The 21,859-nt window shown below is 70.3% G+C and carries 25 protein-coding genes; 12 read left to right on the top strand and 13 right to left on the bottom strand.

From position 1 onward, the window contains the following. The first annotated feature begins 160 nt into the window (after window positions 1–160). Window positions 161–739 (top strand): diguanylate cyclase, encoded by a 579-nt coding sequence (locus WDW90_RS19930; protein ID WP_336489205.1) that lies wholly within the window; start codon window positions 161–163, stop codon window positions 737–739. 27 nt (window positions 740–766) lie between these two features. On the opposite strand, the gene ntrC is transcribed toward WDW90_RS19930, so the two are convergent. The 3 genes from ntrC to dusB are packed head-to-tail and all read right to left on the bottom strand — an operon-like array spanning window position 767 to window position 4,438. Further along, complete coding sequence (ntrC, locus tag WDW90_RS19925) at window positions 767–2,233, bottom strand: nitrogen regulation protein NR(I) (protein ID WP_336489204.1); 1,467 nt, start codon at window positions 2,231–2,233, stop codon at window positions 767–769. A gap of 4 nt (window positions 2,234–2,237) precedes the next feature. Continuing rightward, window positions 2,238–3,392: a two-component system sensor histidine kinase NtrB gene (locus WDW90_RS19920; protein ID WP_336489203.1), complete on the bottom strand. Its 1,155-nt coding sequence runs from the start codon at window positions 3,390–3,392 to the stop codon at window positions 2,238–2,240. After that, window positions 3,389–4,438, bottom strand: a complete 1,050-nt coding sequence (gene dusB, locus WDW90_RS19915) for a tRNA dihydrouridine synthase DusB (protein WP_336489202.1) — start codon at window positions 4,436–4,438, stop codon at window positions 3,389–3,391. The genes WDW90_RS19920 and dusB overlap by 4 nt, the downstream gene beginning before the upstream one ends. A gap of 215 nt (window positions 4,439–4,653) precedes the next feature. On the opposite strand from dusB, the gene WDW90_RS19910 reads away from it, so the two are divergent. The 3 genes from WDW90_RS19910 to WDW90_RS19900 all read left to right on the top strand — a co-directional run bounded on the left by WDW90_RS19910 (window position 4,654) and on the right by WDW90_RS19900 (window position 7,822). After that, window positions 4,654–5,940 (top strand): bifunctional 2-C-methyl-D-erythritol 4-phosphate cytidylyltransferase/2-C-methyl-D-erythritol 2,4-cyclodiphosphate synthase, encoded by a 1,287-nt coding sequence (locus WDW90_RS19910; RefSeq protein ID WP_336489201.1) that lies wholly within the window; start codon window positions 4,654–4,656, stop codon window positions 5,938–5,940. Between the two features lie 22 nt (window positions 5,941–5,962). Further along, window positions 5,963–6,463 (top strand): CinA family protein, encoded by a 501-nt coding sequence (locus WDW90_RS19905; RefSeq protein WP_336489200.1) that lies wholly within the window; start codon window positions 5,963–5,965, stop codon window positions 6,461–6,463. 114 nt (window positions 6,464–6,577) lie between these two features. Beyond that, on the top strand, window positions 6,578–7,822 hold the full coding sequence (locus tag WDW90_RS19900; protein ID WP_336489199.1) for an FAD-dependent oxidoreductase: 1,245 nt from the start codon (window positions 6,578–6,580) through the stop codon (window positions 7,820–7,822). On the opposite strand, the gene WDW90_RS19895 is transcribed toward WDW90_RS19900, so the two are convergent. From WDW90_RS19895 to WDW90_RS19885, 3 genes are all read right to left on the bottom strand, one after another. Beyond that, window positions 7,801–8,265 carry a type II toxin-antitoxin system RatA family toxin gene (locus tag WDW90_RS19895; protein WP_336489198.1) on the bottom strand — a complete coding sequence of 155 codons (465 nt, stop codon included), beginning with the start codon at window positions 8,263–8,265 and terminating at the stop codon, window positions 7,801–7,803. The two genes, WDW90_RS19900 and WDW90_RS19895, sit on opposite strands and share 22 nt — an antisense overlap. Before the next feature lie 14 nt (window positions 8,266–8,279). Further along, window positions 8,280–9,269: a lipoyl synthase gene (gene lipA / locus WDW90_RS19890; protein WP_336489196.1), complete on the bottom strand. Its 990-nt coding sequence runs from the start codon at window positions 9,267–9,269 to the stop codon at window positions 8,280–8,282. A 125-nt stretch (window positions 9,270–9,394) separates the two neighbouring features. Beyond that, on the bottom strand, window positions 9,395–9,685 hold the full coding sequence (locus WDW90_RS19885) for a GlsB/YeaQ/YmgE family stress response membrane protein (protein WP_336489195.1): 291 nt from the start codon (window positions 9,683–9,685) through the stop codon (window positions 9,395–9,397). A gap of 278 nt (window positions 9,686–9,963) precedes the next feature. Between WDW90_RS19885 and WDW90_RS19880 the strand changes: the two genes are divergently transcribed. Next, window positions 9,964–10,464 (top strand): PRC-barrel domain-containing protein, encoded by a 501-nt coding sequence (locus WDW90_RS19880; protein WP_336489194.1) that lies wholly within the window; start codon window positions 9,964–9,966, stop codon window positions 10,462–10,464. Window positions 10,465–10,582: 118 nt separating this feature from the next. Further along, on the top strand, window positions 10,583–10,885 hold the full coding sequence (locus WDW90_RS19875; protein WP_336489193.1) for a hypothetical protein: 303 nt from the start codon (window positions 10,583–10,585) through the stop codon (window positions 10,883–10,885). Window positions 10,886–10,927: 42 nt separating this feature from the next. Here the strand turns inward: WDW90_RS19875 and WDW90_RS19870 are convergent, their stop codons facing one another. From WDW90_RS19870 to WDW90_RS19860, 3 genes are all read right to left on the bottom strand, one after another. Then, complete coding sequence (locus tag WDW90_RS19870; RefSeq protein ID WP_336489192.1) at window positions 10,928–11,581, bottom strand: cell wall hydrolase; 654 nt, start codon at window positions 11,579–11,581, stop codon at window positions 10,928–10,930. A 738-nt stretch (window positions 11,582–12,319) separates the two neighbouring features. Then, a complete protein-coding gene (locus tag WDW90_RS19865; protein WP_336489190.1) occupies window positions 12,320–13,195 on the bottom strand; it encodes a trypsin-like serine peptidase in 876 nt (291 codons plus the stop codon). Window positions 13,196–13,388: 193 nt separating this feature from the next. After that, window positions 13,389–14,408, bottom strand: coding sequence for a GlxA family transcriptional regulator (locus WDW90_RS19860; protein ID WP_336489188.1), 1,020 nt, complete (start codon window positions 14,406–14,408; stop codon window positions 13,389–13,391). A 56-nt stretch (window positions 14,409–14,464) separates the two neighbouring features. Between WDW90_RS19860 and WDW90_RS19855 the strand changes: the two genes are divergently transcribed. Together WDW90_RS19855 and WDW90_RS19850 are read left to right on the top strand one after the other, a co-directional pair. Next, complete coding sequence (locus WDW90_RS19855) at window positions 14,465–15,163, top strand: DJ-1/PfpI family protein (protein WP_336489187.1); 699 nt, start codon at window positions 14,465–14,467, stop codon at window positions 15,161–15,163. Window positions 15,164–15,266: 103 nt separating this feature from the next. Continuing rightward, window positions 15,267–15,542 carry a hypothetical protein gene (locus tag WDW90_RS19850; protein ID WP_336489186.1) on the top strand — a complete coding sequence of 92 codons (276 nt, stop codon included), beginning with the start codon at window positions 15,267–15,269 and terminating at the stop codon, window positions 15,540–15,542. 116 nt (window positions 15,543–15,658) lie between these two features. Here WDW90_RS19850 and WDW90_RS19845 read toward each other — a convergent pair whose 3' ends face one another. The 4 genes from WDW90_RS19845 to WDW90_RS19830 all read right to left on the bottom strand — a co-directional run bounded on the left by WDW90_RS19845 (window position 15,659) and on the right by WDW90_RS19830 (window position 18,428). Then, a complete protein-coding gene (locus tag WDW90_RS19845) occupies window positions 15,659–16,000 on the bottom strand; it encodes a hypothetical protein (protein WP_336489185.1) in 342 nt (113 codons plus the stop codon). 157 nt (window positions 16,001–16,157) lie between these two features. After that, the gene (locus tag WDW90_RS19840) at window positions 16,158–16,418 is read right to left on the bottom strand and encodes a DUF6894 family protein (RefSeq protein ID WP_336489184.1); all 261 of its coding nucleotides are present in this window, start codon (window positions 16,416–16,418) and stop codon (window positions 16,158–16,160) included. A 394-nt stretch (window positions 16,419–16,812) separates the two neighbouring features. Beyond that, the gene (locus WDW90_RS19835) at window positions 16,813–17,070 is read right to left on the bottom strand and encodes a DUF6489 family protein (protein ID WP_336489183.1); all 258 of its coding nucleotides are present in this window, start codon (window positions 17,068–17,070) and stop codon (window positions 16,813–16,815) included. A 194-nt stretch (window positions 17,071–17,264) separates the two neighbouring features. Next, entirely contained in the window at window positions 17,265–18,428 is a 1,164-nt protein-coding gene (locus WDW90_RS19830) for a dimethylmenaquinone methyltransferase (protein WP_336489182.1), read from the bottom strand. Window positions 18,429–18,608: 180 nt separating this feature from the next. Here WDW90_RS19830 and dinB point away from each other — a divergent pair, with 180 nt between their 5' ends. The 4 genes from dinB to WDW90_RS41245 all read left to right on the top strand — a co-directional run bounded on the left by dinB (window position 18,609) and on the right by WDW90_RS41245 (window position 21,792). Then, window positions 18,609–19,727 (top strand): DNA polymerase IV, encoded by a 1,119-nt coding sequence (dinB, locus tag WDW90_RS19825; RefSeq protein WP_336489180.1) that lies wholly within the window; start codon window positions 18,609–18,611, stop codon window positions 19,725–19,727. A gap of 102 nt (window positions 19,728–19,829) precedes the next feature. Continuing rightward, a complete protein-coding gene (locus tag WDW90_RS19820; RefSeq protein WP_336489179.1) occupies window positions 19,830–20,114 on the top strand; it encodes a hypothetical protein in 285 nt (94 codons plus the stop codon). Window positions 20,115–20,593: 479 nt separating this feature from the next. Then, complete coding sequence (locus WDW90_RS19815) at window positions 20,594–21,490, top strand: HamA C-terminal domain-containing protein (protein WP_336489178.1); 897 nt, start codon at window positions 20,594–20,596, stop codon at window positions 21,488–21,490. Continuing rightward, window positions 21,487–21,792: a hypothetical protein gene (locus tag WDW90_RS41245; protein WP_488803312.1), complete on the top strand. Its 306-nt coding sequence runs from the start codon at window positions 21,487–21,489 to the stop codon at window positions 21,790–21,792. Before WDW90_RS19815 ends, WDW90_RS41245 begins: the two co-directional genes overlap by 4 nt. Window positions 21,793–21,859: the final 67 nt, after the last annotated feature.

Below are 21,859 nucleotides of genomic sequence, written 5' to 3'. Positions count from 1 at the left end.
GGTTGCCAGAATTCGATCCGAATTCAGTATTGCCCTTTCCTTCTACGGCGCCTTCCTCTAATTCTGCCGCGGCAAGTCCGGCGTTTGAGAGCGTTGCCGCAACCTCAGATTAACAACCCGATCGGGCGCGGGTCGTCTCCGGCGCTGCTCGAGGGTTCCCATGGATGATGCCCCGATCCCGCGCGCTCTCGCCGAACTCCAGGCTGCTCTCGAGGCGTCCGGCTTCGTGGGCGCCTGGATGCACGATCTCTGGGCGGACCGTCTCACCCTCACGGCTCCCCTTGCGCGGCTGCTCGGGATCGACCCGGAGCGGGCATCGTCCGGAATCCCGCTGGCCGCCCTGCTCGAGCGGATGGATCCGGGCGACCGCGGCCGGATCGAGGGCCATCTCCACGCGGCCGGCGAGACCGGCGGCCCCTTCGAGGCGGAGTTCCGGACCCTGGGCACGCGCAGGGACAGGCGCAGCCTGCTCATGCGCGGGCGCATCGCGCACGACGCCTCGGGGCGGGCGGTGCGGGGCTGCGGCATCGCCCTCGATCTCACCGAGGCCCGGACCGCCAACCTGCAGCAGGCCGAGCGCCTCGTGAATCGCATGGCCGAGCACGCCATCGCGATGCGGGGCCTCGCCGACGGCCTCAACCGGCCGGCGCTGACGAAGCTCGTCGACGGGCTGATGATCGCGATCGGGTTCGAGCTCGCCGAGCACCTGCGCACGGGCCGGGCCGCGCGCCGGCATTGAGGCGCCCGGCGGGCGGTCCGCCCGCCTTCAGCGGGCGGTGCGGAACACCTGCAGGTCGAGGTCGCGCACCTTCTTGCGCAGGGTGTTGCGGTTGACCCCGAGGAGTTCCGCGGCACGGATCTGGTTGCCGCGGGTCGCGGCCAGCGCCGCGCCGATCAGCGGCCCCTCGATCTCGCGCAGGATGCGATGGTAGAGGCCGGGCGGCGGCAGGGTGTCGCGATAGCCCGAGAAATACTCCGAGAGGTGCCGCTCGACGGCGCCCGACAGGGTCTCGCTCTCGCCGCCTCCCCTGCGGGCGGCGTGGCCCGGCTGGGCCGGCGCGGACTGGGCGAGCGGCAGCGTGTCGAGCTCGGCCTCGATGACCGGGCCGGTGATCGTCTCCTGCGGGTAGAGCGCGGCCAGCCGCCGCACGAGGTTCTCGAGCTCGCGCACGTTGCCGGGCCACCGGTAGCGCTTGAGCCGCTCCATGGCGTCCGCGTCGAGGGTCTTGCGGGTCAGGCCCTCGCGCTCGACGAGGACGAAGAAGTGCCGCACGAGGTCTGGCACGTCCTCGGCGCGCTCGCGCAAGGCCGGCAGGCGCAGCGGCACGACGTTGAGGCGGAAGAACAGGTCCTCGCGGAAGATGCCCTGCTGGATCGAGACCCGCAGGTCCTTGTTCGTCGCCGCGATGATGCGGACGTTCGTCTTGATCGGCACGCGCCCGCCGACCGTCGTGTACTCGCCCTGCTGCAGGACGCGCAGCAGGCGTGTCTGCGCCTCCATCGGCATGTCACCGATCTCGTCGAGGAAGAGGGTGCCGCCCTCCGCCTGCTCGAAGCGGCCCGCCGAGCGCGAGAGCGCGCCCGTGAAGGCCCCCTTCTCGTGGCCGAACAGCTCCGACTCGATGAGATCGCGCGGGATCGCCGCCATGTTGACGGGCACGAACGGCCCGGTGCGGCGGCGGCCGTAATCGTGCAGCGCCCGGGCGACGAGCTCCTTGCCGGTGCCGGACTCGCCGGTGATCATCACCGTGAGGTCGGTCGGCATCAGGCGCGCGAGCGCGCGGTAGATCTCCTGCATGGCGGGCGAGCGCCCGACCAGGGGGATATCCTCGTTCTCGGGGCCCGCGCCGGGCGCCGGCGCCCCACGCGGCCGAGAGAGCGCGCGGCCCACGATCGCGATCAGCTCCTTCAGGTCGAAGGGCTTGGGCAGGTACTCGTAGGCGCCTCGCTCCGAGGCCCGGATCGCCGTCATGAAGGTGTTCTGCGCGCTCATCACGATGATCGGCAGCTCCGGCCGCACGCGCTTGATGCGGGGCAGGAGGTCGAACACGTTCTCGTCGGGCATCACCACGTCGGTGATGACGAGGTCGCCCTCCCCCTGCGCCACCCAGCGCCAGAGGGTCGCGCAATTGCCGGTGGAGCGGACCTCGTAGCCCGCCCGCGACAGGGCCTGGTTGAGGACGGTGCGGATCGCGGCGTCGTCGTCCGCGACGATGATGTGGCCGTTGGGCATGAACTTACTCGGCCTCCACGACCGATTCGCGCCCGTCCCGGGCGCTCGACATGGGCAGGAGAAGGCGGAAGGTGGTGCGGCGGGGCACGGGATCGCACTCGACGATGCCCCCATGATCGCCGACGATCTTGGCGACCAATGCAAGACCGAGGCCGGACCCTTGCGTCTTGGTGGTCACGAAAGGGTCGAACAGGTCGGGCAGAAGTTCTGCGGTGACGCCCGGGCCGTTGTCGCGCACCGCCACCTCGATGGGGAGGCTCACGCGCTCGCGCGAGCCCGGGATCTGCAGGCGCAGCCCCGTGCGGAAAGCGGTCGAGAGCGTGATCTCGCCGTCGACCGTATCGGCCCCGATCGCCTCGGCCGCGTTCTTCACGAGGTTGAGAATCACCTGGATGAGCTGGTCGCGGTTGCCGAGGACCGGGGGCAGGGAAGGATCGTAGTTCTCCACGAAGCGGATGTGACGGGCAAAGCCCGACTGCGCGGATCGCTTCACCTGGTCGAGTACGCCGTGGACGTTGACCGGACCGCGCTCGACGGGCCGCTCGTCGCCGAACAGCTCCATCCGCTCGACGATGCGCACGATGCGGTCGGACTCGTCGCAGATGAGGCGGGTCAGCACCCGGTCCTCCTCGGCGCCGGACTGCTCGAGGAGCTGCGCGGCGCCGCGGATGCCGGCCAGCGGGTTCTTGATCTCGTGGGCGAGCATCGCGCCGAGCGCGATCATCGAGCGCGCCGCGCCCCGGTGGGTGAGCTGGCGGTTCATCTTGTCGGCGATGGTGCGCTCCTGAAGCATCAGCACCACCGCCTCGCCCTCGTCCCCGAGCGGGGTCGCGAACACGTCGACGCTGCGCTCCTGGCCGGAGCGGGGCTGCGTCAGCTCCACCCGGTACTCGCTGACGCTCGCCCGCCGGCGCCGCACCTCAGCCACCAGCGCGATGATCGGCGAGGCGAACGGGATGATGTCGCGCAGGCGCCGCCGCTGCATCAGCCGGGCGGAATGGTCGAAGAAGCTCTCGGCGGCGTGGTTGCAGTGCAGGATGCGCTCGTCCGCCCCGATGGTCAGCACGGGCAGCGGCAGGGCGTTGATGACGGCCTCGGAGGTCGGCGCTCCCCTCCCCCGCCCGTTGGACTCGCGGCCCATCCCCCCCTCGCCGCTCATGCCGCCTCCTCGATCGGTGCCGCGGAGCCGCCCGCGGGCTCGAGAAAGGCGCGCCGCAGCAGGGCCAGCGCCGTGCCCGGGTCGTGCGTGGTGAGAAGCCGCGTGCGGTCGGCGGCATTCAGGGCGGGGCGGATCCGCCCTGCCTCGTCCACGTAGGCCGCGAGGTGCTTGCGGGCGTGGCGCACGCCCATGGCGGCGCCGTAGAGATCGATCAGCCCCTCGTAATGCTCGGCCGCGATCGCGGCCCGCTCGGCCCGCGCGAGCGACCGCACCGGGCGGCCGGCGAGTCCGTCCGCGATCTGCCCGACGAGCCAGGGCCGGCCGATGGCGGCGCGCCCGACCATCACGCCGGCGGCGCCCGAGGCGGCGAGGCAGGCCCGCGCCTCGTCGAAGCTGCCGATATCGCCGTTGGCGATGACCGGGATCGCGACCGCCTCGACGACCGATCGGATCGCCGGCCAGTCGGCGCTGCCCGTGTAGAATTGCTGCCGGGTGCGGCCGTGCACCGTCACGGCGGACAAGCCGAGCGCCTGCGCCCGCCGGGCCAGATCCGGGGCGTTGAGGCTGGCGTGATCCCAGCCGAGGCGCATCTTGAGGGTGACGGGCACCCGCACCGCGTCCCGCACGGCAGCGAGGATCCGAGTGGCGTGGTCGAGGTCGCGCATCAGCGCCGAACCCGCCTCGCCGCCGGTCACCTTCTTGGCCGGGCAGCCCATATTGATGTCGATGATGTCGGCGCCGGCCGCCTCGCACAGACGCGCCGCCTCCGCCATGGGCGCCGGGGCGCAGCCGGCGAGCTGGACCACGTGGGGATGCACGCCGCTGCCCTCGGCGCGCAGGCGCGCCTCGTTCTCGCCGCGGGCGAACTCGGCCGCGGCCACCATCTCGGAGACCACGGCGCTCGCCCCGAGGCGGCGGGCGATCCGGCGCATGTGCAGGTCGGTGACCCCGGACAGCGGCGCGAGCAGCACCGGCGGGCCGGCATCCTCCGCAACGGCCCCCGCCGCCCCCGAGCGCGCAACGCTCAAATAATGGTCAGTCATCATTCTGCCCAACAAATAGACAAAAGCGGGCCGGACGCAAGCCGCCCGCGCGATTTGATTTCGGTTCATGCCCCGCTTAAACGACGGGCGTTCCCGGGCGGTCAGGTGCGGCGGGCCGCGGCGATTCGCCAGGATTTCCGAAACCGTCGCACCCTTGCCCGGCGTAAAGACGGCATCCGCTCCCGGGATGCCGCGAGACGTGCGGGTCCGAGAGTTCCATGTCCAGCACCGCGTTGAGCGTTGCCGCGGTGATCGTCGCGGCGGGTCGCGGCATCCGCATCGGCGGCGGCATGCCCAAGCAGTATCGCCGCGTCGGTGGGCAGGCCGTCCTGACGCGCACGCTGGCCGCGCTCGGCGCGCACGGCGCGATCGCCCGGATCCAGCCCGTGATCGCGCCCGACGCGGCCGCCTTCTACGCCGAATGCCTCGCCGACCTCGACCCCCGGGTCAGCGCCAAGCTCGCCGAGCCGGTGACGGGCGGGTCGACCCGCCAGCAATCGGTGCATGCGGGCATCGAGGCTCTCGACCGCGCGGGCGCCCCGGATCTCGTCCTCGTGCACGACGCCGCCCGGCCCTTCGTGGATTTCGGCCTGATCGACCGCGCCATCGCGGCCGGCCGCGACTACGGCGCCGCCGTGCCGGGGATCGCGGTCAGCGACACGATCAAAATCGTGGAGGAGGAGGCGCCCGGCATCGGCCGCGTGCGCGAGACCCCGCCGCGGGAGGCGCTCCGCGCCGTGCAGACCCCGCAATCCTTCGCCTTCCCCGCCCTCCTCGCGGCGCACCGGGCGGCGGCGCAGGCCGACCTCCACGGCTTCACCGACGACGGCGCCCTCGCCGAATGGGCGGGCCTGTCCGTCGTGACCTTCGAGGGCTGCCCGCGCAATCGCAAGATCACCCAGCCTGCCGACCTGATCGAGGCGGATCGCGCCTTCGGGCCGGCCACCCGGAGTCCCGCCATGACCCAGTACGTCACCCGCCTCGGCACCGGCTTCGACGTGCACGCCTTCACGACGGGCGACCATATCTGGCTCGGCGGCGTGCGCATTCCGGCCGACCGGGGCGTGCTCGCGCATTCGGACGGCGACGTGGCGCTCCACGCCCTGACCGACGCGCTGCTCGGCGCCATCGCGGACGGCGACATCGGCACGCATTTCCCGCCGAGCGACGAGCGGTGGCGCGGGGCCGCCTCCGACCAGTTCCTGGCGCATGCCGTCTCGCTGGTGCGGGCGCGGGGCGGACGCATCGACCATCTCGACGTCACGGTGCTGGCGGAGGCCCCCCGCATCGGCCAGCACCGGGAGGCGATCCGGGCGCGCATCGCCGAGATCGCGGGCGTGCCGCTCTCCTGCGTCTCGATCAAGGCGACCACGACGGAGAAGCTCGGCTTCGTCGGCCGCGCCGAGGGGCTCGCCGCGCAGGCCGCCGCCACGGTCCGGCTGCCCGAGGAGGAGAGCGCCACCCCGCTCGACGCGCAGGCCGAGACGGCCATGCGGCAGGGCTGAGGCCGGAATCCATGACGGGCCGATGATCGACGATCCCGCCCTTCTCGCCCGCGCCGAGGCGCTCGTCGCGGCCTACGCCGCGGCGGGACGCAGGCTCGCCACGGCCGAATCCTGCACCGGCGGCCTCGTCGCCGGCCTGATCACCGCGGTGCCGGGCTCGTCCGCCGTGCTGGAGCGGGGCTTCGTCACCTACTCGAACGAGGCCAAGAGCGAGGCGATCGGTGTGCCGGCCGGTCTCGTCGCGGCGCACGGCGCGGTGAGCGAGCTGGTCGCCCGCGCGATGGCGGGCGGCGCGCTCGCGGCGTCCCGCGCCGACGTCGCGGTCGCCGTCACCGGCATCGCGGGTCCCGGCGGCGGCAGCGCGCAGAAGCCCGTCGGCCTCGTGCATTTCGGCCTCGCCTCGCGCGATGCGCCGGTCCGGCACCTGGAGCGCCGCTACGGCGATCTCGGCCGGTCGGAGATCCGCGCCCGGGCCGTGGCAGACGCGCTCGGGCTGCTCGAAGCCGCTCTACGGGCCGGGTAGGCCCTCCCGGGCGCGGGGTCCGGCGCGTCTTGCGTACGCCCGCCGACGCGCCCGGGGGTGCCCAATCGGGGCTCGCGCGGTGTAGACTGCGCGTCCCGATCGGGAGGCCGGACCATGGACAGGCTCTCCGTGCAGGCCTGCATCGTCGGCGGCGGACCGGCCGGGATGATGGCCGGCCTGCTCTTCGCCCGCGCCGGCCTCACCGTGGCGGTGCTGGAGAAGCACGCCGACTTCCTGCGCGACTTCCGCGGCGACACCATCCATCCTTCCACCCTCGACGTGATGGAGGAGCTCGGCCTGCGCCGCGCCTTCCTGGCCCTGCCCCACCGCAAGGTCGCGACGCTGAGCGCGGTCGTCGGCACGGAGAGCTTCCGGGTGGCCGACTTCCGGCACCTGCCGACCCGGAACCGCTTCATCGCCCTGATGCCGCAATGGGATTTCCTCGACTTCCTGGCCGAGCGCGGGCGCCGCTATCCGGGCTTCCGCCTGCTCATGGAGGCGGAGGCGATCGAGCTGATCGAGGCGGGCGCCAGGGTTACGGGGGTGCGGGCGCGCACGCCCGGCGGCCTTCTCGAGGTGAGCGCCGATCTCGTGATCGGTGCGGACGGGCGCCATTCCCTGGTCCGTGCCCGGTCCGGCTTCGAGCCGCAGGATTACGGCGCGCCGATGGACGTGCTCTGGTTCAGCCTTCCCCGGCATCCGCGCGACACGGACGCCACGGCCGGGCGCTTCGGGCGCGGGCGCATCCTCGTCACCCTGGACCGGGGCGATTACTGGCAATGCGCCTTCGTCGTCCCGAAGGGCGGCGACGCGGCCCTTCGGGCGCTCGGGCTGGCGCAGTTCCGCGAGGCGGTGGCCTCGCTCGCGCCGTTCCTGCGCGACCGGGTCGGGGAGATCCGGGACTGGGATTGCGTCAAGCTCCTGACCGTGCGGGTCGACCGGCTGAAGCGCTGGCATCGGCCGGGCCTGCTCTGCATCGGGGATGCGGCCCACGCCATGTCGCCTCTCGGGGGCGTGGGCATCAACCTCGCGATCCAGGATGCCGTCGCGGCCGCGAACCTCCTCACCGCGCCGCTCAAGGCCGGGCGCCCGGCGGAGGCCGACCTCGCCCGCGTGCAGGCGCGCCGGATGCCGCCGACCCGATGGACGCAAGGGTTGCAGCGCCTCGTGCAGAACCGGGTCATCGCCCGGGTGCTCGACACGGCGGGCACCCCGCTCAGGCCGCCGCTCGCCCTGCGCTTGCTCGACCGCGTCCCGCCTCTGCAGCGCCTGCCGGCCCGGCTCGTCGGCCTCGGCTTCCGCCCCGAGCACGTCGCCGTGGCGGAGGTGCCCCTGCCTCAGGCGGTGGCGCCGCCGTAGACGCGGTCGGCCCGGCTCTCGAAGGCATCGGTGAACTTGCGAAACGCCTTGTCGAACATCTTCCCCATCAGGAGCCCGAGGGCGAAGCTCTTGAACTCGTAGGTGATGAAGAACTCGACATTGCAGCCGCCCTGCGCGCCCGGCTTGAACGCCCAGCGGTTCTCCAGGTGGCGGAACGGCCCGTCGATATACTCGGCCGTGATGCGCAGCTTCGGCCGGTCGAGGCTGACCCGGGTGGTGAAGCGCTCGCGGATTGCCTTGTAGCCGACCCCCATCTCGGCCACGAGAATCTGGGTGTCCTCGGCCGGCCCGTCCTGGCGGCGCAGGATCCGCAGCGACTCGCAGAGGGGCAGGAATTCGGGGTAGCGCTCCACGTCGGCGACGAGGTCGTACATCTGCTCGGGGCTGTGGCGCACCGCGCGGGTGATCCGGAAGGACGGCATCGGGAGGGTTCGTCTCAGGCGTGGGTCGGGGCGAGACGGGCGAGCCGCGCCGCCTTCAACCGGGCGAAATCCTCGCCCGCGTGATGCGAGGAGCGGGTGAGCGGCGTCGCCGAGACGAGGAGGAAGCCCTTGGCGTAGGCGGTGGTCTCGTAGGCCTTGAACTCGTCGGGGGGGATGAAGCGCACCACCGCGTGGTGCTTCTTCGTCGGCTGCAGGTATTGGCCGACGGTGAGGAAGTCGACGTCGGCCGAGCGCAGGTCGTCCATCAGCTGCACCACCTCGTTCCGCTCCTCGCCGAGGCCCACCATGATGCCCGACTTGGTGAAGATCGCCGGATCGAGTTCCTTCACCCGCTGCAGCAGGCGCACCGAGTGGAAGTAGCGCGCGCCCGGGCGCACGGTGAGATAGTTGCCCGGCACCGTCTCGAGGTTGTGGTTGAACACGTCGGGCTTGGCCGCCACCACGGCCTCGAGCGCCCCGTCCTTGCGCAGGAAGTCGGGGGTGAGGATCTCGACCGTGGTGCCGGGACTCCGGCGCCGGATCGCGCGGATCGTCCGGGCGAAGTGCTCGGCGCCGCCGTCGGCGAGGTCGTCCCGGTCGACCGAGGTGACGACGACGTGGTGCAGGCCGAGCTTGGCCACCGAGTCGGCGATGTTCTCCGGTTCGTCCGGATCGAGGGCGCCGGGCAGGCCGGTGCGCACGTTGCAGAAGGCGCAGGCCCGCGTGCAGGTGTCGCCCATGATCATGAAGGTGGCGTGCCGCTTCTCCCAGCACTCGCCGATATTGGGGCAGCCGGCCTCCTCGCAGACCGTGACGAGGCCGTGCTCGCGCACGATGGCGCGGGTCTCGGCGTAGGCCGGCGAGCCCGGCGCCTTGACGCGGATCCAGTCGGGCTTCCTGGCCTGGACGGGCTGGTCCGGCCGGTGCGCCTTCTCGGGATGGCGCAGGCGGACCGGGCCGGCCGGCCGGGGATCGTTCTTCAGGAGATCGAGGACGACGGCCATGCCACACCGGTGCGACGAAGCGGAAGGAGCGCCCGCCGGCAGCGGCGCGCACGAGGCCTGACTTAAGCCCTCGGCTCGCTCCCCGCAAACCGGCGTGACCGCGGGTCGCGACACGAAAGGCCGCGTCAGTAACGCAGGCTGCGGCCGCGGATCGCCCGGTAGATCGTGATGATGATGATCGCCCCGACGGTGGCCGAGATCAGGTTGCGCCAGAATCCGTAGACGGGAATCGCGAGCTTGGCGGCCAGGAAGTTGCCCAGCAGGCCGCCGAGGATGCCCATGACGATGTTGGCGAGCAACCCCATGTCGGCGGAGGTGAACTTCTCGGCGAGCCAGCCCGCCAGAGCTCCGATGACGATCGCCATGAGGAATCCCACGCCCGGCTGCCCGAGCGCACCGTAGACCTGACCGTCCATGCCTTGCCCCCCTCTCCCGTCCGGCCGCGACAGGCGGCGCGTGCGGGGCGGTAAGGTATCGCGCCAGGGCCAGGAGCCAAGGGCCCGGAGCCAAGGGCCCGGAGCCAAGGGCCCGGAGCCGAGGGCGGACGACGAATTCCGCGCCGGTGCCTCGAGCGCGCGCAGGTTGCCTGGAGCGCGGGCAGGGCGGTCGGAACCCTGCCGCGACGGCTGCCGTTACAAGCGGCATTCGGGCGCCGGATGGCCGGCGCCGCAGGCATCACGAGAGGGACAGGCCCTTGACCATCAGATCCATCCTCGCCGCCGCGCTCGTCATCGGCATCCCGAGCCTCACTCTGGCCCAGGAGGGAACGAAGCCCGCCGCCACGCCTCCGGCCGCGCCCTCGGCGACCGCCTCGCCCTCGCCGAACTCCTCCTCCGCCGCCGCCGTGAGCGAGGGCGGCATGAAGATGGCCGACACCGCCACCGCCAAGGTGCAGTTCATCACGACCCAGCCCGCCGACACCCTGACCTCGAAGCTCATCGGCCTCAACGTCTCGAACAACAACAACGAGTCGGTGGGCGAGATCGAGGATTTCGTCATCCTCGACGGCAAGACCATCCACGCCGTGATCATCGGCGTCGGCGGCTTCCTGGGCATCGGCGAGCGCTACGTGGCGGTGAGCCCGGCGAGCATCACCCTCTCCAAGAAGGACGACAAGCTGCGCGCCCTCCTCAACACCTCGAAGGAGGAGCTGAAGAGCGCACCCGCCTTCGAGTACTCGAAGAAGAAGTCCTGACGCATCCGGTCCGGATCTCGCCACGGCCCGCGCGCAAGCCCTGCCCGCGCGGGCCTCGTTGTCGATGCCGGAGCCCGGCATCATCGGATCCCGGGATGCCGGCGCTAGGGCGGCGCCGATGCTCTTCAAGAATTTCCCGAACGGCCACGCTTGGCTACCCTGGCGCTCACTGATTTGCACGGGAGCGGTGATGGTCACGGCGTTGCGGAAGGCGGTTCGGTTGCGGCAGGCCATGCGTGGCCGGGACCTGCGCATCGGCACGAGCGGATCAGCCCGGGCGCCGGCCACGGCACGACCGGATCCCACGCCTCAGCCGCCGCGCGGCCTCACCGCCCGCGAGCTGATCCGGATGGCGCAGGCGGCCCGGCGCAACAGCCTGCAGCAGCCGGCCGGAGCGGAGGGGGAGCGGCCGGGCGATTGAGGCTCGACCGGGCGGGTGCTGGCTGCCCGCCCCGCCTCCGGCTCAGCCGCCGCGGCTGAGCCCGGGCGCCGCCGCAACCCGGCAGATGTTGCGGGCGGGCTCGTTGAGGACCGTCTGCCTGGCCGTGATCTCGGGCGTCGCGAGCGCCGTCGGCGCGGCCACCGTCATGACAGGTGCCGCCTCCGGTGCGCCCTGCCCGCGCTTCTCGTAGAAGGCGTTGCCGCCGGCCAGCGCCACGTAGTGCATGTTGCCGTAGGGATAGCGGCGGCCGGCGGTGTGGAAGAACATCGCGCGGCCGACCTTCGCGTGGCGCTCGCCCGCCAGCACCGCGTCGGCCATCTGCTCGACCCGCGGGCGGTCCTGCGCACGCAGCGGCTTCGTGAGCACGCCGGTCGCGAATTGCCGGGGCTGGCCCACCACGTCGCAGATCCGGTCCGGGTAGGCCGCCGCCTCCAGGCGGTTCATCACGACGGTACCGACCGCCAGGAGACCGTCCTCGTCCGTGCGGTTCGACTCGAAATACATGGCGCGGGCGAGGCATTCGCGGTCGGCCGGCGTGGCGCTGGCCAACGCCTTGTGGCCGATCGATCCCGTGGTCAGGTCAGTATTGGAGCGCAGGCCGCAAGCGCCCAATTCGGGCAAAATGATGATCAGACTCAGAACAGCAATCGTGCCCTTGCCCAGAATGCCCGGCATGCAGCCCCACTTTGTCACGCACTTCGCGTCGTTATGGCCTTGATGCCTCAAGCCAAGCTTGATGGCAAATCGGCAATAGCCTGCGTGGTACGGGGTAAGACTTTCAGAATCACTACGGTGCTGCCCAAAGCACTGAGCCAAAGAGCGCTAACAGCCTGACGCGCCGGTGCTTTGCGAGCACGGGGGACCGCGGTGTTGCCATTCTGTTCTAGCAGGGGGCGGGGAGATCGTGTCTATCGCCCGGCCTTGCCCGCACCCGCGGGCGCCCGGCGAATCAGGGGCCTTCGCTTGCACCACCGAGCCATTCCCCCCGCAATCCTCGCGGCCGCCCTGGCCGGGGCTCTCCCGCTTCTCGCTCCCGTCCCGGCCGGGGCGGAAAGCTTCCGCTGCGTCACCAAGGGCGCCACCACGGTCCTGAAGGACGGCAGCCCCGAAGCGGTCGACGCGGTCGAGGGCAAGGTCGTCTCGGTCACCCTCGACCCGAAGGGATCGAGCCTCGTCCTGATCAACGAGTCGAACAGCGCGGTGTCGCGCTTCGCCTGTCGGCCGGACGGGCAACGCCCGGGTTCGGCCGCCTGCAGGCGCCCCGACGAGACCCTGCGTCTCAACCGGCGCACCGGGGTGATGCTGCGCACGGTGACCGCGAAGGGGGGTCGACTTCGTGCTGTCGCTGGTCCTGATCTGCACCAGGCCGAAAGCGCCCTCGCCCCTCGCGAGCGGCTGAGGCCTCGGCCGACCTCAGCGACGGACCGTCCCGTCGCTGCTCCCGTCGGCACGCTTCTCGACCGCCTTGGCCGCGCTCGCGCCGCCTTTCGTCCGGGGGGCCTCGCCCTGGCGCTGCAGGATGTCCTCGGCGGCGGCCAGGAAGGCGCTCGTCGGCACCGCGAAGGAGGGTCCTGCCGGAGTGCCGGGCCGCGGGCCCGCCACGAGGACGCCGATCACCTTCGGGCTGCCGTCCTCGACCTGCATCAGGGCAGAGCCGGATTCGCCCGGTATCGCCCGGCAATCGTGGACGAGGAGGGGAGCGCCACCCTCGGTGAGGCGCGCCGCGCACCTGTCCTGCGCGCTCATCATCTGGGAATTGTCCCGGCGGTAGCCTGCCCGCCGGATGTCGAGCCGCAGCTTGCGCGGATCGTCCGGCGCGGCGAGGTGCTCGAGGTCGAGGGGCCGTATGGCGATCGGGCTCGCGAGCTCGATCAGCGCCCAATCCCCCGGCATGTTCGGCCGGCTCGTGCCATAGGCATAGGCGTAGTCGGCCGGCTTGCGCACCGCGCTGCCGACCGAGTGGGCGAGGTACTCGCCCTCCGCGTAGCCCGCCACGAAGTGCACGGATTCCGGCTCGACCCAGCGCTGCCGGGCCCGGTCCCACAGGCAATGGGCGGCGGTGAGCACGAGGCGCCGGCCGATCAGCGTCGCGGTGCAGAATTGCCGGCTGCCCGGGCCGGTGACCACGTTGAGCTTGCCGATGGCGGTGAACGGCCATTGCGCGGGGTCGAAACGCATCTCCTCGGCGCGGGCGGCGGCCGGCAGCGCGGCGAGCGCCGCGAGCAAGGCCGCGCGCAGGCACTCCGCGACGGCGCGGCGCGCTCTGGGATCGTTCCGGAAAGGCCGCATCCCCTGTCCTTCCTACGCGCGGGCCGCTGGGCGTGCGCGAACCTTGGCCCAGCCTCTCTGCCCGGGCAGGAGGGCGAAAATCCGCCCTCTCGGCGGCCCGGATGCGGGACCATGTGTCCCGGGCCGAGCCCTTGGCAAGGCATGCTCGCCGCCGTTCCGGGTCGCTAACCCGAATGAGCCGGGGGGCGGAATCTCACGACCCGGCCGAGAACCGGGCGCGATAATCCTGGGGGGTCACGCCGAGCAGGCGCAGGAAGCTGCGCCGCATCGTCTCCTCCGAGCCGAAGCCGCAGCGCGCGGCGATCCGCTTCAGGGGCAGCCGCGTGTCGCAGAGGAAGCGCCGCGCAGCCTCGACGCGCAGCCGCTCGACGGCCTCGGCCGGCGTGAGTCCCGTCGATGTGCGGTAATGCCGGCTGAAGCTGCGCAGGCTCAGGCCGGCCTCGGCGGCCAGCGCCGGCACGGAGAGGTCTCCCGCGAGATGGTCCGTGATCCAGGCGTTGAGACGCGCGAAGCGATCCTCCGGCCGGTCCTCAGCCGGCCCCCGGGGCTCCTGCAGCGCCAGCGCGGTCGAGAACTGGGCCTGGCCGCCGGGCCGCTTGAGAAAGACGACGAGATGGCGCGCCACCGCGAGCGCCGCCGCCCGGCCGAGATCCTCCTCCACCAGGGCGAGGGCCAGATCGATGCCGGCCGTGACCCCGGCCGAGGTCCAGACCGGCCCGTCCCGTACGAAGATCGGATCCGCCTCGACGGTGACGGCGGGGTAGCGCTCGGCCAGGGCCGCGCAGCGGGTCCAGTGGGTCACGGCCCGCCGCCCGTCGAGGAGGCCCGTCTCGGCGAGCAGGAAGGCGCCGGTGCAGACCGAGACGACCCGCCGGGCGGACGCGGCGCGCCGCCGCACCCAGTCCCGCAGGACGCTCGCCCGCGCCGCCGCGTCGATGCCGGGACCGCCCGGGACCAGTAGGGTGTCGAGAGGCGCGTCGGGCGCTGTGAGGGGCTCCGCGCCGAGGCCGAGGCCGGCCGAGGCGGTGACGCCGATGCCGGCCTCGGCGACGACCCGAGTCTCGTAGGGCCGGGTCCCGCCGCGTCCCGCGAGGTCGTTGGCGGTGGCAAAGACCTGCAGCGGGCCCGCGACGTCGAGGAGTTGCACGTCGGGGAAGGCCAGGATCTCGACGGAGCGCGGCGCATTTGGCCGAAAGCGAGGGGTCGATGGCATCTCGGCCGGATTGTGTGCCGATACGTTCGGGCTGTCCAACCGCGAATGGTGACGGCATGACCCTCGATATCGGCTTCCTTCTCTTCCCCGACGTGCAGCAGCTCGACCTGACGGGTCCCTACGAGGTATTCGCCTCGCTGCCCGGCACGCGCCTCCACCTCGCGGCGGAGCGCCCCGGGCCCGTCATCGCCTCGACCGGCCTGACGCTCGCCCCGACCGTGACCTTCGCGGATTGCCCCGCCCTCGACGTGCTCTGCGTTCCGGGCGGGAGGGGCGTCGACGCGCTCCTGACGCATGCCCCGACCCTCGCCTTCGTGCGCGCGCAGGCGGCACAGGCGCGCCTCGTCACCTCGGTCTGCACGGGCGCACTGGTGCTCGGCGCGGCCGGCCTCCTGCGGGGACGCCGCGCCACGACCCACTGGGGCGTCCACGATCTCCTGCCGGCCTTCGGGGCGATCCCGACGCAGGGTCGCCTGGTGCGAGACGGCAACCTCGTCACCGGCGGCGGCGTCACCGCCGGCATCGACTTCGCCCTCGCGCTCGCTGTCGAGCTCGTCGGACCGGTCGAGGCCGAGGCGGCGGGCCTCGCTCTCGAATACGCGCCCGCCCCGCCCTTCGGCTCCGGGCGGCCCGAGCACGCCTCCGCCCCCGTCCTGGCCGCGGCCCGCGCACGGCTGGCACCCGGCCGGCGGGCACGCGAGGCGATCCTGGCGGAGATCGCCCGCCACGATCCGCACAGCGACGCGCGCGGTTGAACTGCGGCCCTCGGCGTCGGGTTGCCCCCGTGAAGGGCAAGGGCCGGGTTCCCGGGCGGACGGCCCGGGGCGCATCCGGGCGGAGCAATCAGGGAGTGGGATCATGGCCGATCAGGGTCAGCCTCAGGCGGGGATGCAGGGCCGCGGCTTCCAGGTGCGGCAGGTCACCAACATTCAGGCGTCGTGGCAGGAGCGGCAGCGCGGCGAGGAGGGTCTGTTCACGCTGCAGCTCATCCTCGACAACGGGGTCGAGGAGTACATCATGGAGCCGGACGCCGAGGATCTCGAGCCGCTCCTGAAGCTGTTCAAGATCAGCCGGCACACCACCTTCGACCTGGAACGGAAGGTGCTGATGTTCTCGAGCCTCGGGATCGAGTAGGCGCTAGAGCATGCCGCGAAAAAGTGGCAACGGCTTTTCGCTCGAAGCATGCTCTAACTGATCGAATCGATCATGTTTTCTGCGTTTGGACCGATTCGGTCTAAACGCAGCATGATCTAGGCGGTCGGGCGCGGGCGACGCGCGTCGGCGCCTCGCCGCCAGGGCTTGCTCAGCAGGACGAAGGTGAGGACGATCCCGGCCGCGTACCACGCATGCAGGCTGTGGTAGCCGGTCTCCGGCGTCCAGGCGAAGCCGCCAAGCAGGGTGTAGGCGACGGCGGCGAGAGCCGTGCGCAGGGCGAGGGCGAGGGGATGCTGCAGGATCGGGTCGCCCGACCAGATCGCGAGGACAAGCCCGGTCGCGGCGAACAGGAGGCCGCCGAAGGGCAGTCCCAGGATCAGCGAGACGACGACCCTGTGGAAGACGGACGCCCAATCGTTGGGGACAGGCTCGGCCAAGGTTCACGTCATCCGGCGGACGGGGAGCATCGATCCGGACGACTTAGCGCGCGGTGCGGGCGGATGTCGACGCCGATTCCGAGCCTGTCTCGAAGCGCCCGCCGTACCGCCTCAGCCGGGCAAGGCCTCGCGTCATCGGACGTTCGGCGACGGGCCCTTAGGCGGCCTCGGCCTGTCCCTCCCCGGCATGCCACGCCGTCGTGAGGCCGAGCGAGGCCGTCATGACGACCCGGTCCTCGTCGTCGCGCACGATGATGCGGAGCTTCTGGCCGACGTAGCGCTGGGGCTGATCGGCCGCGATCTCGCACAGCGCCCGGAGCGCCTCGTCGGAAATCGCTGCCCGATCGGCACAATCCACCCCCTCGCCGTCATAAGCGGACAGCCGAGGATCATGCACGTCAAAGAAGTACCGCGCCATCGAATAAAACCCTAAGAACAGTTAAAGCTGAGGAATTGACGGCCTGCGAACGCCCCAAGAATCACCTCGCAGCCCGGCTAGGTAAGCAGCAGGACACAATAAATCAACGACTATACAACGTACGCGTTAGTACGGTCCCGAGCCTGCGAGTATCGCCTGCAATTTTGAGCATAGGCACGACTACTCTCTTTTGCTCAGCGCTGCCAGTCGTTTAGCCGGCACGTCGCGGCACGGCACCCGCCGGAAGACGCCCTCGGCCTGTACCAAAGTACATGTTGCCCGCGACATCGAAGCCTGCCGTGTGTCTCAGCGCACTCGCCTATAACGAGATGCTTTTAGGAAAATCCCCTTCTGGTTGTATTTCTGCGAAGCGGCCCGCACGACGCGCGGCGCCTTACTGGCCCGGCGGCTTTCCGCCCCCGAAGCCCTGACGGAACAGGTTCAGGAACAGTTCCTGCGCCTGCTCCGCGCCGCGCGGTGTCAGGGACATCCAGCTCTTGAGAAGGGCCTCGGGCGAGAAGCGATCGAGGTCGGCGAGCATGCGCCGCTCCATCTCCGCCAGAACGGCCGCCTGCATCGGCTGGACGTCCGGGAGACCGAAGAACTGCCGCGCCTCCAGGGGCGTGCAGTCGACTTCCACGGTGACCTTCATGGCAATGGACCTCCCTGCGGCCGTGATGCGCTCTCGGCAGCGCCGCCTGCCCGGTCCGGCCGTTCCGGGCTCTGATCTGCTGGAGAAGGGCTGCGGCCGCGTCAAGGGAGCGGGGTGCGCAGCCCTCGGGAAGGCCCCCTCCCCGGCAAACGCCGCGCGGATGCGGCCGGCCGGTCGCCTCGGTCGCCGCGGCCCTATCCCTTCCAGTTCTTCAGGGCCGCGAAGGGGCTGGCGGCCGGGTCCGGCGGTGGCGGGTTCAGGACCGGCTCGACCTGCGCGACGGCGTCGGCGAGCGAGACGGCCGAGCCGCCGGGCAGCTTGCCGCCGGCCGCGTCCTTGTGGCCGCCGCCGCGGAAGCGGCGGGCGCCCTCGAGGGCCGTCTCGTCATTCGACCGGAAGGAGAGCGTGCCGACCCGCTGCACGTTGACGACGCGACGCGCCCGGCCGCCCGCCATGACGAGGTCCGACACCCGCTGGAAGGTGCCGGAATCGAGCCCGAACGACAGGAGCGTCCCGTCCGAGAGCCGATGGAACAGGTCGTCCGAGCGGGCGAGCGCCCGGGCGACCCGCATGCGGGTCGTGAGCGCCGGGTCGTCCTCGGGATCGCCCGCCATCAGCGCGTCGACGAGGCCGAGCCGGATGGCGCCGACCCGCGCCTCGACCGCCGCCGGCGTCGCGCCCTCGCGCAGGAGCGCGGCGACCGCCACCAGGAGATCGCCGACGAAGCGGTCGTGCCAGGGATGGCCGAGGGGGACGAGGGTGGCGACGTTGTCCCAGAACACCTCGTCGAGGGCGAGGCCCCCCGCGAAGGCGTCCCGCTCCTTCTTCCAGAGGTCGAGGGCGTCGACCGCCCCGACGAGGGTCCGCAGGTCGCGGTCGAGATCGGCCCCGGCCTCGCGCGTCGCGAACAGCGCCCGGTGCTCGTAGGCCATCCGGGTCGCGCAGCGGTCCTGGTCGATCAGCACGGTGATGTCGGCATCCCCGAGATCGAAGCGGCGCAGGCCGGCGATCCCGGCATCGGGCGAGGGTTCGAGGCCCTGCACGCCGAGCTGATCGATCGAGGAGGCGTGGTGGTCGAGCACGATCAGGCGATGGCGCGCGCCCGCCTCCCGGCGGCGGTTCAGGGCGGCGAAGCTCTTGATGAACTTCACGGAAACCGCCTCGAGCCCGAGATCGGTCATGATCAGCGCCTCCGGCTCGCGGGCCCGGTCGAGGCGCTTCAGCTCCGCCTCGACCAGCGGGCCGACATCGGAGTAGCGCGGGATGTGGATGATCCGGGCGACCTCCGTGAAGGCGCCGACGACGGTCGAGGCGCCGTAGCCGTCGAGGTCGTGGTGGGTGAGCTGGGTGACGATCACGATTGGGTCCTCGGGGGGTCGGGGGCCGGGGCCTTATGGGGCAGCCCGCTCCCGACGGCGAGTCCGGGCGGCCGGCGGAACGGCGGTGGATCGCCGGCCGGGCGGGGTTGACCGCCGCCTCGGGAGGTTGAATGTCGGAACATTCCATGAACGCGAAGGCATGATACGGCAGGGCGCGCCATGACACCGGACCAACCTCCGGACCCACCCCCCGGCCGCGCCCCGGCCGCGCTTCTCCGCAAGGTCATCCATATCGACATGGACGCGTTCTACGCCTCGGTCGAGCAGCGGGACGACCCAGGGTTGCGCGGCCGGCCGATCGCGGTCGGCGGCTCGCGCGAGCGCGGCGTGGTGGCGGCGGCGAGCTACGAGGCGCGGGCCTACGGGGTGCGCTCGGCCATGCCCTCCCTCACCGCCCGCCGGCTCTGCCCCGACCTCGTCTTCGTGAAGCCCCGCTTCGACGTCTACCGGGCGATCTCGGAGGAGATCCGGGCGGTTTTCGCCGAGCATACCGAGGTGATCGAGCCGGTCGCCCTCGACGAGGCCTATCTCGACGTCACCGAGAACCTGCAGGGGCTTCCCACCGCCACCGCGGTGGCCCGGGCCATCCGGGCCGCCATCCGGGCGCGCACGGGGCTCGTGGCCTCGGCGGGGGTCTCCTACAACAAGTTCCTGGCCAAGGTGGCGTCCGACTTCCGCAAGCCCGACGCGCTCTTCGTGATCACCCCGGCGATGGGCCCGGCCTTCGTGGAGGCGCTGGCGATCGGCCGCTTCCACGGGGTCGGCCCGGTCACCGAGGCGCGGATGAAGGGGCTCGGCATCCTCACGGGCCGCGACCTCAAGGCGCGCTCGCTCGAGGAGCTCGCCGCCCATTTCGGGAGCGCGGGCGCCTATTACCACGCGGTCGCCCGCGGCATCGACGAGCGCCCGGTGCGGGCCCACCGGGTCCGCAAGTCGATCGGCGCCGAGACCACCTTCGCGGACGACGCGACCGACTACGAGACCCTGGCCGCGCGCCTCTCGCCCCTGCTCGACAAGGTCTGGGCGGCCTGCCTCGCCCGGGAGATGAGCGGGCGCACCGTGACCCTCAAGGTGAAGTTCTCGGATTTCGAGCAGATCACCCGGGCCCGCTCCCTCACCGCCCCGGTCGCCGACCGCGACGGCCTGGAGCGGATCGGCCTCGCGATCCTGCGCGACGTCTTTCCCCTGCGCCGGAGCGTGCGCCTCATCGGGATCTCGCTCTCGGCGCTGCATCACGGCCCGGCCGAGGCGCCGCGGCAGCTCGGGCTGGCGATCTGACGGCGCGCGATCGCGGCGGGCGGCGGAACGGCGCCCGGAAGGCCCGCGTTGGCGTGGTCCATGAGGGGGGACATGCCAGAAGAGCCACCAAGGAGAGCCACCATGAAGGCCCTGACCCTCGCCCTCGCCGGCACCCTCGTCCTCGGCACGGCCGCCCTCGCGGCCGAGGGCGGATCCTCCGGATCCGGCACGAGCCGCTCCGGCACCGTCAACAGCACCGGCCCGAACGATGCGGGCTCGGGCTCCTCGCCGGGCGCTGCCGGCAGCGGCCCCTCGACCGGCGGGATGAGCCGCTCGGGCACCGCCAACAGCACCGGCGCGACCGACGCGGGCTCGGGCGCCTCGCCGGGCGCCAAGGGCAAGGGCCACGGCTCCGGCGCGCACTAGATCAGGCTGCGTCTCGACCGGATCGGTCAGAACGCAGACAACATGATCGATCGAGCGAGCGAGAGCATGCTTGGAGCGAAAAGCCGTTGCCGCTGTCGCGCAGCATGCTCCGAAGGCTCGGCGGGTCCCCGCCCGGGAGGGCCCGCGGCCCTCCCGTCGCCGCGGGCCTCAGGTGTGGATCACCTTTCCGTGTTTCACTCCAAGGTCCAAGACCCTTTGAGACCAGCGTAACATGGCGGGGAAATCCCCTCTGCTGTTACGCACAAGGTTGTCACATTGGAGCGTCACCCCACGGTGCACCCTGATGGGGCAGTCGCCGGTAGCGCAGCCGTCTGAGAAAGAGGCGCCAGATGGTGTGAGCGCTATAACCGGTCAGTGTCTCCCCTGACTCTCTCCCATTAAATACGGCTTCGCGGTGTGTTGGAGAAACGCCTCACCAGCCCGAAAGCTTTACAACCTGTGCCTGCGACGCCATTGTCGTGACGCTGCGTAAACCCCAGAGGAATGGCCCAAAAGCAGTGGCACCCGTCCCGGAAAGCATCCCAATACCGACCCGCCTTCTGCAACGGATTTGCGGTTCAGACTCCGACCCCGTCGCGATCGCCTTGTGCCCCGATTTTGAGCGGGGAAACTGGCGCTACAAGCGTCTTGCTGATCACGTGTTCGATTGGCTTCCAGATGTTGCTCTGCGGCCTAAAGAGCGGCTTGCAATGCTCCACGAGCCTCATAAGACGCTTGCGCAATCTTGTAGGAGACTCTTTGATACGGGTGAACCGGACAAGCGAGGAGAAGTAGGCGAAATATTACTTCACGCAGTTTGCAGGCAAGAATTTAATACGACACCGATAGTCGCTCGCTTATTTTATAAGATGAGAACTAACGACAGTGTCACAAGCGTTGACGTTGTTCATATATTGCATAATGAGCATTCTGACGAGTTGGAGTTATGGCTGGGAGAGGCGAAGCTCTATTCCGATCTAAATGACGCTCGCTATAAAGCCTTAAAGAGCATTGAGCCACTTTGGAGCGATGACTTTCTTCAAGAAATGAAAGCGCTGGTAGGGCCTAAGATTGAGGCAACCGAAAGTTATGCGGAAGCGCTTACGTGGCTTTTTGCGGACGAAACTTCGCTCGATCGCATCGTTGAGAGATTAGTTATCCCGATTTGCATTGCTTGTGACTATCCAGCGACGTTTAGAACGAATTCCAGAACTGAATCCTATATTTCGGAAATTAATAGAGAGCTAATAAGCTTGCAATCATACTTTCGATCTCGTATTCCAATCAATGTTAAAGTCGTATGTATATTTGTTCCTATGGACGATAAGGAAAAAGTCGAGCAAGCCGTTAATAACAAGGTGCAAGCTTTTCTATGAACTACCACGAGATGCGGGACCGAATTACTGAAGTTGACTTACAGAAAGGCGATGATATCTTCAAGCTTGTCAGATCGATTGCCAACTTTTATCAGAATCCTTCAACAGAGATAGTGGAAGGACGCGACCTTATAATTCGGTTAGTGGATCGTCGAAGGGAGTTTGAGAAAGCTCTTCGTGGCATCGGACGAATGATCGATGCAATGGCAAGAGAGGCCGGCCTTCACCCCTATATGCAGGAGCCCGACAATTGGCGAGACGAGCTTGCTCGTAATTACCCACGCCTTTGTCGGCGGGATTAGGCGCGGATGGTTTTGAGGATGGTGGCGAAGGTGTCGGCCCCCGCGAGGCGGGCGGTGTCGATGACGG

The sequence above is a fragment of the Methylobacterium nigriterrae genome (genome assembly GCF_037106235.1).
Taxonomy (GTDB): Bacteria; Pseudomonadota; Alphaproteobacteria; order Rhizobiales; family Beijerinckiaceae; genus Methylobacterium; species Methylobacterium nigriterrae.
This window is presented reverse-complemented; position numbering and strand designations above follow the sequence as displayed.